The sequence below is a fragment of the Blastomonas fulva genome, from assembly GCF_003431825.1.
GTDB classification, from domain to species: Bacteria; Pseudomonadota; Alphaproteobacteria; order Sphingomonadales; family Sphingomonadaceae; genus Blastomonas; species Blastomonas fulva.
The window spans coordinates 2,454,140-2,465,086 of sequence record NZ_CP020083.1 but is presented as its reverse complement, the minus strand read 5'-3'; the positions used below and the strand labels follow the sequence as shown (position 1 = coordinate 2,465,086).

Here is a 10,947-nt window from a genome sequence, read left to right as displayed (position 1 = left end):
CAGACTGTTGACAGATATTCTGAGAGGTTCTTCATGCAATCCAACGACCTGGCCCAGCTGCCCCTGCGGCAGCGGATCAAGGCGCGCGCCGAGCGGCTTTTCGGGGCCTGGGGAGTGTTTTTCAAAGGGTTTCTCAAGCACCCGGTGATGGTCGGATCGATCGTCCCCTCGTCCGACCGCACCATCCGCAAGATGCTGGCGCCGGTCCCCTGGAAAGACGTGCAGCTGTTTGTCGAATATGGTCCGGGCGTCGGCACCTTTTGCCGTCCGGTGCTCGACAAGCTGCCACGCAATGCCACCTATATCGCGATCGATACCAACCCCGATTTCATCCGCTATCTGCGCAAGACCATCCCCGACAGCCGTTTTGTCGCGGTGCACGGATCGGCTGCGGATGTCGAAGACATCATCGCGAGCCACGGCTTTGCCCATGCCGATTTCGTTCTTTCCGGCCTGCCGCTCTCGACGCTTCCCGGAACCGTCGCCGACGAGATCGCGCAAGCCACGCATCGCGCCTTGCGGCCGGGCGGCGCGTTTCTGATCTATCAGTTCAACACCTTCACCACTCAGCTGCTCCGCCCCTATTTCGAGCGGATCGACCGCGGTTACGAACTGCTCAACGTGCTTCCCTGCCACCTGTTCTGGGGCTGGAAGGCACAAGACGAAAGCGCCGCCGAACACGGCAATCGTTGACTTTGCGCGGGTCAGCGACTAAGGCCCGCCTTTCCCTGATATTCTGACAGAGTCTGGAGCCCGTTCATGGCGCGCGTTACCGTTGAAGATTGCATCGACAAGGTCACCAACCGGTTCGATCTCGTTCTGCTCGCTGCCCAGCGTGCACGCGAGATCAGCGGCGGTGCCGAGCTGACCATTGATCGCGATCGCGACAAGAACCCGGTCGTGGCGCTGCGCGAGATCGCGGACGAAACCGTGTTCCCCGAAGAGCTCAAGGAAGGCCTGATCGTCTCGCTGCAGAAGGTGCAGGTCGATGACGACGACATGCCCGACGAGATCGGTTCGCTCAGCCTGTCGGCAGAGGCTCTGCGCCTCACCGCATCGGCGCCTGCGCGCACCAGCAACATGGGCAGCGATTTCGAAGGCTGATCTTTCGCGCTGCAAGCTATCGAAAAGGCCGCGCTCCCCATGGGACCGCGGCCTTTTTCGTGTGCCTGAAAACGGTGGTCGGGATACCCTGCCCTCTTCGTCACCTCCGCGGAGGCGGGGATCCCGCTTTTGCGCCGACTTGGAGAAAAGCGGGATGCCGCGTCCGCGGGAATGACGATCAGAACTGGCCAACCACCCTTATCTGCAGGGGTATTTCTGCTTCATGAAATCATACAGCGCGGTGCGGAAGGGCTGCTTCTTCTTCGCCGCAGGCAGGCCGGTGAGATAGGTCTTGAGCTCCTCGCCCTTCATCTTGCCCTGGCCCTTGGGCGGTGGGCAGCTGTGGCGCGGTCCACCGGCCCTCGCCTGCTTTGCGACATCGGAGCGGTAGAGCGTCAGCACGCGCTCGCTCTCGGCGCGCAGCGCGCGGACATCGGACGACATCAGCGCCGCAGGTCCAAGGCTTTCCGCCTTGTTCATCGCAGCCAGGAATTGCCCGGCAGTCATCTCGGATGTCGCCCCGATCGACAGGAACGCCACTGAGGCCAGCACCGCCGACCGGATCGCCCATGTCATCTTCAACTACCTCCACCCAACTGTGCCGCGCCTATAACACACCAAGATGAACCGTCGATGACCTCATTACGGCGGTGTCGGGCAGGGAAACCGCAGGGTCATCACCAGAGCAAAGGCGGTGGTGACCGGCATGGGCCGGTTGGCATCCGGAAATGCCCGGAACAGTTCGGTGATATCCCCCAGCGAGAGCTGCGCCTGCCCTGGCGGTGGTGGGCAGCTGGCAGGCGGCGCGCCGCGCTGGACGGCCTCGGCCAAGCTGGCGCGATAGGCCATCGCAGCCTGCTGCAGCGCGCTGCGGATGGCATCGGCCTGCGGTGATGTGGCCGCCGCTTCGTTCCCGGCTGCCAGCAGCGCGTCTGCCTGCGCCAGGAACTCCGCGACCGTCTCGGGCGGAGCCGGAACGGCAACCGGCGCTGCGGCCTGTGTGGCCAGCAGCGCCGGAGCGAGTATTGCAATGCCGATCACGGATGAACGGTGGGCTCAGGCACCCTGCGGCTTGGGATCGTGGAACGGACCCTTGCGCTTGCCTGCGCGCGGGATGACCGCACCGATGCCGGGAGCGACGTCGGGCTTGATCGACTTGCCATCAGGCCGATCGAGCTTGCCGGTGGCGATGATCTCCTGGATCTCGTCGCCACTCAGCGTTTCGAACTCGAGCAGTGCCTGGGCCAGCGTGTGCAGCTGGTCGACATGCTCTGACAACACGTGCTTGGCACGGTCATAGCCCTGATCGACGATCTTGCGGATTTCCGCATCGATCTTGCGCGCGGTCTCGTCCGACATCATCATCCGCTGGCTTTGGCCATAGCCCAGATAGCCTTCGGACTGCTCTTCGTACTGCAGCGGGCCGAGCTCGTCGGACATGCCCCATTTGGTGACCATGTCACGTGCAAGCTTGGTCGCATACTGGATGTCGCCGCTGGCGCCCGAAGACACCTTGTCATAGCCGAAGACCACTTCCTCGGCAACGCGGCCACCCATCGACACGGCGAGGTTCGCATACATCTTGTCGCGGTGATAGCTGTACACGTCGCGTTCGGGCAGACGCATCACCATGCCCAGCGCACGGCCGCGCGGAATGATCGTCGCCTTGTGGATCGGATCCGAAGCCTCTTCGTGCACCGCGACGATGGCATGGCCAGCCTCGTGATAGGCGGTCATCCGCTTCTCGTCCTCGGTCATGACCATGGACTTGCGCTCGGCGCCCATCATGACCTTGTCCTTGGCAGCCTCGAACTCGCTCATCGCGACCAGACGCTTGCCACGCCGTGCGGCGAGCAGAGCCGCCTCGTTGACAAGGTTGGCAAGATCCGCACCCGAGAAACCGGGCGTGCCGCGCGCGATCGTGCGCGCATTGACGTCGGGCGCCAGCGGCACCTTCTTCATGTGCACCTGCAAGATCTTCTCGCGGCCCTCGATATCGGGGACCGGCACCACGACCTGGCGATCGAAGCGGCCCGGACGCAGCAGCGCGGGGTCGAGCACATCGGGACGGTTGGTCGCCGCGATGATGATGATGCCTTCATTGGCTTCGAAGCCGTCCATTTCGACCAGCAGCTGGTTCAGCGTCTGCTCGCGTTCGTCGTTCGAGTTGCCAAGACCGCTACCGCGATGACGGCCGACCGCATCGATTTCGTCGATGAAGACGATGCACGGTGCATTCTTCTTGGCCTGTTCGAACATGTCGCGCACGCGGCTGGCGCCGACGCCGACGAACATTTCGACGAAGTCCGAGCCCGAGATGGTGAAGAACGGCACGCCGGCTTCGCCTGCGATCGCACGGGCGAGCAGCGTCTTGCCGGTACCGGGCGAGCCGACCAACAGCGCGCCCTTGGGGATCTGGCCGCCGAGTCGCGCAAACTTGCTGGGATCACGCAGGAACTCCACGATCTCCTGCAGCTCTTCGCGCGCTTCGTCGATTCCGGCGACGTCCTGGAAGGTCACCTTGCCCGACTTTTCGGTGAGCAGCTTGGCCTTGGACTTGCCAAAGCCCATCGCGCCGCTCGCCCCGCCGCCCTTCTGCACCTGACGGAGCACGAAGAAGGCGATGGTGATGATGAGAATGAACGGCAGCGACTGCAGCAGAATATACATCAGCAAGCTAGGCTGCTCTTCAGCCTTGCCGCTGTAATCAATGCCTTTTTCTTCCAGCAGCGGGATCAGCGACGGGTCGTTCTCGACGCGGACCGCGGAGAACTGCTCGTCGTTGACATAGGTGCCGGTGACACGATCGGGCGAGATGGTCACGCTCTTGACCTGGCCGTCGGACACTCGGTCGCGGAAGGTGGAATAGCTGATCGAGCTTCCGCGATCCGCGCTGCCGCGGGTATCGATGAGCGATACGACCACCAGCAGGCCGATGATGACACCCGCCCAGATGAGCATGTTCTTCATCCAGCCGTTCTGGTTGGTGTTGGGATCCTGATCGTCGTTCATCACATAGCCTTTGCGGACGTAAACTATGTTCAAGATAGGCCACTAATCCTGAATGACAATATAATCCGCCTGCCATTTGGCGTAGGAAAGCTTTATTCGGTCGCCATCCCCTCGCCGCCCGCTCCATGCCGCGCAGGAGCCCGGGCAAAATGCCAGGTGGCACCGCCCCGACACAGCACATCGCCGATCATCCCCTGCCCGCCTGCGTTCAGCGTATCGATCAGCCGTCCCAGCGCCTCGCCGCGCGGCGCGATCCCCGGCTGTACCGCCTGGAGGCAACGCTGGACGAGCCGCCTGAGCAGGGCTGCAGGGTAATCGTGCCGGATCAGCGATGCACCGCCGGGCCCGGTATGCAGCACCTGTGCGGCTTCGGAATCGACCATCCAGTCCAGCGCATCGGCCACATCGGCGAGCGCCGCAGCCGAACGCACCGCCTGCATGGGGTCGACGACATCGAACTGCCCCAGCGCGGCGCGCATCCGCACCCGATCGAAATCCGGGCTGGCGTTACTGGGATCGCGCACGAACGGGATGGCCTGATCCGCGCAATATCGCTCCAGTTCGGCCTTTCGCAGGCAGAGCATCGGGCGGATCACCTGGCCGTTTTTCGCGCGCACCGCAGCCAGCCCGTCGACCCCGCTGCCCCGCGCCAGCCGCATCAGCATTGTCTCGAGCTGATCGTCGGCATGATGCGCCGTCACGATGAACTCCGCGCCAGCCCGCGCCGCCGCTTGCGCCAACAGACGATAGCGGGTGGTTCGCGCCGCCGACTGGAGGTTGCCGGTGATCGGCGCATCGGGGCAGAGCGTGACATGCGGCACGGCGATGCTGGCGCAATAGTCGGCCACCATCGCGGCCTCGCCGGCACTTTCGGGGCGCAGTCGGTGATCGACCGTGGCAGCCGATACGGGGCCTGCCCAGCCGCGCCGGACCATGTCGAGCATGGCCATACTGTCGGGACCACCGGACACCGCCAGCAGCAGCGCGGCATCACGCCCCCCGGTCAGCGCCGCGAGCGCGCCTGCAACCTGCGTCAGGGGATCGTTATTTGCATCCGGCATTGCGGCGCCCGGAGGCCAACCGGTCCGACAGCCGCCCGGCGGCGACATCGGGATAAACCTCGGCAAGTTCCGCAAAGGCGATGCACGCCTTGGGCTTTTCGTTGAGCTTGATCAACGATTCCCCAAGGAAATACAGGCTCTCGGGCGCGCGATCACCCTTGGGCTCCTTCTCGTAATTCTCGGCGAACATCTTGGCTGCTGCGCTGGGCTTACCGTCGTCGAGATAGGCGCGACCCAGCAGGTTGCGGGTATAGCTGGTGCGCTTGTGCTTGGGGTGCTTGTCCAAGGCGAAGCGCAACTGCGCCTGCGCCTCGGGAAGGAACTTGGCCTCCCACAGCCGATAGCCGTACAGATAGGCATCCTCGCCGGCATCCGTGGTCTCGGGCTTTTCGATCCGCGAGACCGCAGCGACGCGCTCTGCGCTGGGTGCGGCGGCGGCAGCCCCCGCAGCGGTCGTCGGCGCGGCAGGGGTGACGCGCGCAGGTGCTGCGCCGGTTCCTGACCCCATGGTGCCCGTGGTTGCGGCAACCGGAGCGACAGCCGCAGCCGCAGCCTGCGCGGCCTTGTCCTCAAGCTGCACCAGCCGCTTTTCGAGCTGGCCCAGCTTGAAGCCGTTTTCCTCGGTCTGCGCTGTCAGCCGGGTGATCTGGTTTTCCAGCGTGTCGACCCGCTGCAGCAGATCGGTGATCGGTGCGCTCGCGCTGGTGCCGGTGGTGCTGGGCGCCGCCGCAGGCGCGGAAATTTCCGGCTCGAAGAACCGGTCCGATCCGCCCGGGAACACCTTGCGCTGCACCGCGCGCATTTCGGTCTCCAGCTTCTTGACGCGCGGCTCGATCGACGCTGCCTGCGCGGCTGCGGGGCTGGCCGATGCCATCAACGCAGCGATCAGGCTGCCGGCGATCAGCCGACCGGACCGGCTGAGGGGGCTTGCGCAGAGCAGGGAAAAACGGCGGGTGGACATGTCAGGCTCCAGCTCAAAAAGTGTTCGCAGGCGAATCTATACGGTGCCCACCGCTTTCGTCAAAGCCGGGCCGTCACAAAATTGATGTCATGACGTCGCTGAACCTGAGTTGACCAGCGCTGGCGGGGTTCATCCCGCCTGATCGGTGCCGGTGCTGGCCTCGGTTGATTGCTGCGCAGGCTCTGCGGGACGCGCCAGCAGAGCGGTGGCGGTTACGGGAACATCCTTGACCGCAACCTCCGATGTGCCCAGCGGCGCCACGGTGCGACCGCCCACGGTGATCTCGAACGCGTCCGGACGTCCGGTCCACACCTGCGGGGCCACGGCATCGGCAGGCACGGTGTACTGCTCACCCAGCGCCATCTGCTTCTGCATCAGCTGCTTGCCTTCGCCATCGTAGAACTTGATCCAGATATTGTCCTCGGTCGCGGTGAACACGACTTCGGCCTTGGGATCGACGGCGGCGGCGGCAGCGGCGGGCTTGCGATTGGCGGCAGCACCGGCCGCCGGGGCGCGCACGCTGCCTGCTTCGGCGTCGGCTGCCTGCGCAAGCTCCTCGACATTGGCGCCCGGGAAGAAATAAGTCCGCCAGATGCCGAACCCGGCAATCAGGATGACCGCGCCCACCGCAGCGGCCAGCCACGCGATCCGCGCCGATGGAACCTTGCTGGGCTCGTCGAGATCGAACTGGGTCGCTTCACGCGACGGCCCGGCGGACGAACTGCCCAGAGCTTCGCGGATCGCCTGCGCAATCTCTTCTTCGGGAAGATCGACAGCGCGGGCATAGGCGCGGCCGAAGCCAATCGCATAAGTGCGTCCGGGCAGCCCGGCGAATTGGCCCGCCTCGATCGATTCAAGATGACGAACGGGAATGCGGGTGCGCGAGGCGACGTCGTCGAGCGTCATCTTGTGTGCCACACGCGCGTCGCGCAGACGTTCTCCGGCATGGGCGGGTGGGAACAAACTTCCCGTCTCCGCACCATCTGCTGATGGTTCGCCTTGTGCTTCCTCTGGCGTCTTGGCCACGTGCGCGCTCCCGACCCGGGTTTACCCGGTTGTAGTATTGCCCCTGCCCAGCAGAAACAACGAATGGCCGCCAAAGTCAACGTTTTTGGGCGATTCCAGCGGGCTTATCTATGCAAACAGATGTAACTGAACTGCCTCTTGACGGAGTATTGCAAACCTTTGCGGGTCACGCCAGCTCGACCCCTTGTGCCTGCGCCCAGGCGAGCAGTTCGCCGCGCATGTCGGCAGGCGGATGGCTCAGCAGCTCTTCCATCTTGGCACTGGCCGCCGCGATGTCGAGCGAGCGCACCATGGCCTTGATCGGCCCGACGGCAGCGGGCGTGATCGACAGCCGCCGCATGCCGATGCCGAGCAGCGCCAGCGCCTCGAGCTGCCGCCCGCCCATTTCGCCGCATACTGTGACGTCGATGTTATAGGGTGCAACGTCGCGGACCACCCGGCGCAGGAAGCGCAGGATCGAGGCCGAGATCCAGTCGTAGCGCTGCGCCAATTTGGGGTGAGCGCGGTCAGCTGCCAGCAGGAACTGGGTGAGATCGTTGGTGCCGATCGACAGGAAATCGAGCTTTGGTCCAAGGATATCAAGCGTTTCGGCAAGCGCAGGCACCTCGAGCATCGCGCCGTAGCGGATGCGCTCTGGCAACATCTTCTTGCGCGCCTTCAGGAACGCGAGCTGGTCTTCGAATACCTGCCGCGCGGCATCAAACTCCCACGGCTCTGCCACCATCGGGAACATGACGTTGAGCGTGCGCCCTGCAGCCGCCTCGATCAGCGCGCGCGCCTGCACCTTGAGCAGCCCGTCGCGCTCCAGCGCCAGCCGCAGCGCGCGCCAGCCCATTGCGGGGTTCTCCTCGCCCGGCCCGTCCTCGCGCAGATAAGGCAGCGACTTGTCGCCGCCGATGTCGAGCGTGCGGAAGATCACCGGCTTTTCGCCTGCCGCATCGAGAACGTCGCGGTACAGGCGCAGCTGCCGCTCGCGCTGCGGCAATGTCGCGGAGACGAGAAACTGGAATTCTGTCCGGAACAGCCCGACGCCATCGGCGCCCGAAACCGAAAGATGCGCAATGTCGTCGCGCAGGCCTGCGTTGATCAGCACCCCGATTCGCGTGCCGTCCTTGCTCACAGGCTCGACATCGCGCAGCGCGGCATAGGCCGCCATCTTCTCGCGGCTGCGCAGGAACTTCTGCTCGAACGCCTCGATCACCTGCGGCGCGGGGCGGATGAGCACCGAATTCTCGTTGGTGTCGATCAGCAGGTGGTCGTCCTGGCGCACCTGGTGGCGGATGTTGCGCATCCGCCCCATCACCGGGATCCCCATTGCGCGCGCCACGATCGTCACATGCGCGGTGAGCGATCCTTCCTCGAGGATCACCCCCTTGAGCCGCCGCCGGTCATATTCGAGCAGTTCGGCCGGGCCCAGGTTGCGCGCGATGAGGATGGTGTCCTGCCTCAGGCCCATCTGCGCTGCGGTGCCGATCTGGCCCGAGACGATGCGCAGAAGCCGGTTGGAAAGGTCCTCCAGATCGTGCATCCGGTCGGCGAGCAGCGGATCGTCGATCTGGCGCATCCGCATCCGGGTGCGCTGCTGGACGCGCTCGATCGCGGCTTCCGCAGTCAGGCCGCTGTCGATCGCCTCGTTGATCCTGCGCGACCAGCCTTCATCATAAGCGAACATCTTGTAGGTCTCGAGCACCTCGTCGTGCTCGCCACCGGTGCCGAATTCGGCCTGGCTCGACATCTTGTCGATCTGCTCGCGCATCTTGATGAAGGCCGAATAGACCCGCTGGCGCTCGGCCTCGACGTCCTCGGCCACGACATGCTCGATGGTGATGCGCGGCTGGTGGAATACCGCCTTGCCGCTGGCAAGACCCGCGACCAGCGGAAAGCCGATCTCGTGTTGCGAATGGGTGAGCTCGGCCTGCCCGTCAAAGGTGCCGTGTTCGTCGACCATCTCGGCATTGGCGATCAGCTCTGACAGCACCATCGCCACCGTCTGCATCGCCTCGATCTCGACCTCGAGATAGCGGCGCGGTTCGACATGCTGGATGCACAGCACCCCGATCGCGCGCTCCATGCGGACGATGGGAACTCCGGCAAAGCTGTGGAACTTTTCCTCGCCGGTTTCGGGGCGATACTGAAAGTCCGGGTGCGCGGTGGCCTCGGCAAGGTTCAGCGTCTCGACATTCTTGGCGATCGTGCCCGTAAGCCCCTGCCCCAGGGCCAGCTTTGTGACATGGACCGCCTCCTGGTTGAGACCGCGGGTGGCGAACAGCTCGAGCACGCCTTCGCGCAGCAGATAGATCGAGCACACCTCGCTGTTGAGCGAATCGCCGATGATGTCCACCACCTGGTTGAGCTTGGCCTGCGCATTGGATCGTGCGGCCATAACGTCGTGCAGACGGGTCAGGATGTTGCGGGCGGCAAGGGTGGCGTTGATCTGGGCTTCCGACATGGGCGGAGGTCTAGCACGCAGTTGCGCGCTAGGCTATCGGGGGTTGGCCCCGATTTGGCAGCGAGGGGTTGCGTCCCCACCCGTTACAAATTCGTGCGCGATGGATGCCACCGGCATGCTAGCAGACGAATATCGGGACAGTATTCGGTTTTTGCCGATCCATATCGGCTTCAAAAATGGGATGCCAACAAGGCCGCGTCTTGCGGTCCGGGCAACCGGAAGGGCGTGCCACATGGCTGCCGATCAAACACCGATCAATCTGGGCCGCTCGCTGGGGCTGGCGGTCGTGCTTGCGTCCAATGCACCGCTGTTGCTGCTCGACGACAAGCTGACCATTGTTGCCGCGAGCGACAGCTTTTGCGCCGCGTTCGGGATCGATCCTGCAACCGTTACCGGACAGACCATCTATGATCTGGACCACCACCATTGGGACCTGCCGCGGCTGCACTCGCTGATCGACGCGACCCTGTCAGGCGCGGCGGATATCGAAGCCTATGAGATGGAGATTCTGACCAGCGCCGGCGCGACACGCTGTGTGGTGATCAAGGCGCAACTGCTTGAATATGGCGACATCGACAATTCGCGGATGCTGGTCACGGTCATCGACGTCACCGAGACACGCAAGGACGACAAGCGCCACAAGGAGCTGATCCGGACCAACGCGGCGCTCCTGCACGAGATGCAGCACCGGGTGGCCAACAGCCTGCAGATCATCGCAAGCATTCTGATGCAGAGTGCCCGCAAGGTGCAGTCTGAGGAGGCACGCGGCCATCTGAGCGATGCGCATCAGCGCGTCATGTCGATCGCGACCCTGCAGCGCCACCTCGCCCAGTCCGATGGCGGAGCCGTCGAACTTTCGCCGTATCTGACGCAATTGTGCGCCAGCATCGGCGCTTCGATGATTCACGACCGCAAGAGGTTGACGCTGACGACGCGGGTCGACCCGGTTCTGATCGACGGGGACGTTTCGGTGAGCATGGGTCTGGTCGTGACCGAACTGGTGATTAACGCGCTCAAGCACGCGTTTCCGGATGGACGCATCGGCCATGTCGTTGTCGGCTATACCGCAGACGCAGACGACTGGACGCTTTCGGTGTCGGACGACGGCATCGGCATGGACGCGGATGCCGAAGATACCCAGGCCGGGCTCGGCACCCGCATCATTCAGGCGCTCGCCAAGCAGCTGGGGGCGATAATCTCCGTCAAGGATGCCGCGCCGGGCACGCGCGTCTCGCTGATCCATACGCGAAAAATCGGGCGTGAAGTCGCGGAGAATGACGAGGCGGAAAATGGTGTGGCATAAAAACCCGCGCGCACCAAAGTGCGATGCATGG

General features: G+C 64.2%; 10 protein-coding genes. 3 read left to right on the top strand and 7 right to left on the bottom strand.

Annotation, left to right across the window (positions count from 1 at the left end; all coding sequences use genetic code 11):
* Positions 1 to 33 precede the first annotated feature (33 nt).
* Both B5J99_RS11725 and rpoZ read left to right on the top strand, forming a co-directional pair.
* Positions 34 to 693, top strand: a complete 660-nt coding sequence (locus B5J99_RS11725; protein WP_117352474.1) for a class I SAM-dependent methyltransferase — start codon at positions 34 to 36, stop codon at positions 691 to 693.
* A 66-nt stretch (positions 694 to 759) separates the two neighbouring features.
* Complete coding sequence (gene rpoZ / locus B5J99_RS11720; RefSeq protein ID WP_054135982.1) at positions 760 to 1,104, top strand: DNA-directed RNA polymerase subunit omega; 345 nt, start codon at positions 760 to 762, stop codon at positions 1,102 to 1,104.
* Positions 1,105 to 1,302: 198 nt separating this feature from the next.
* On the opposite strand, the gene B5J99_RS11715 is transcribed toward rpoZ, so the two are convergent.
* From B5J99_RS11715 to ptsP, 7 genes are all read right to left on the bottom strand, one after another.
* On the bottom strand, positions 1,303 to 1,680 hold the full coding sequence (locus B5J99_RS11715) for a beta/alpha barrel domain-containing protein (protein WP_117352473.1): 378 nt from the start codon (positions 1,678 to 1,680) through the stop codon (positions 1,303 to 1,305).
* 66 nt (positions 1,681 to 1,746) lie between these two features.
* A complete protein-coding gene (locus B5J99_RS11710) occupies positions 1,747 to 2,145 on the bottom strand; it encodes a hypothetical protein (RefSeq protein WP_117352472.1) in 399 nt (132 codons plus the stop codon).
* 15 nt (positions 2,146 to 2,160) lie between these two features.
* A complete protein-coding gene (gene ftsH / locus B5J99_RS11705; protein WP_117352471.1) occupies positions 2,161 to 4,116 on the bottom strand; it encodes an ATP-dependent zinc metalloprotease FtsH in 1,956 nt (651 codons plus the stop codon).
* Between the two features lie 92 nt (positions 4,117 to 4,208).
* Positions 4,209 to 5,177, bottom strand: a complete 969-nt coding sequence (gene tilS, locus B5J99_RS11700; RefSeq protein ID WP_117352470.1) for a tRNA lysidine(34) synthetase TilS — start codon at positions 5,175 to 5,177, stop codon at positions 4,209 to 4,211.
* Positions 5,161 to 6,138, bottom strand: a complete 978-nt coding sequence (locus B5J99_RS11695) for a tetratricopeptide repeat protein (protein ID WP_117352469.1) — start codon at positions 6,136 to 6,138, stop codon at positions 5,161 to 5,163. Before B5J99_RS11695 ends, tilS begins: the two co-directional genes overlap by 17 nt.
* Positions 6,139 to 6,267: 129 nt before the next feature.
* Entirely contained in the window at positions 6,268 to 7,044 is a 777-nt protein-coding gene (locus B5J99_RS11690) for a helix-turn-helix domain-containing protein (RefSeq protein WP_162892576.1), read from the bottom strand.
* 286 nt (positions 7,045 to 7,330) lie between these two features.
* On the bottom strand, positions 7,331 to 9,613 hold the full coding sequence (gene ptsP, locus B5J99_RS11685) for a phosphoenolpyruvate--protein phosphotransferase (protein ID WP_054136145.1): 2,283 nt from the start codon (positions 9,611 to 9,613) through the stop codon (positions 7,331 to 7,333).
* Between the two features lie 232 nt (positions 9,614 to 9,845).
* Between ptsP and B5J99_RS11680 the strand changes: the two genes are divergently transcribed.
* The gene (locus B5J99_RS11680; RefSeq protein WP_117352467.1) at positions 9,846 to 10,916 is read left to right on the top strand and encodes a sensor histidine kinase; all 1,071 of its coding nucleotides are present in this window, start codon (positions 9,846 to 9,848) and stop codon (positions 10,914 to 10,916) included.
* Positions 10,917 to 10,947: the final 31 nt, after the last annotated feature.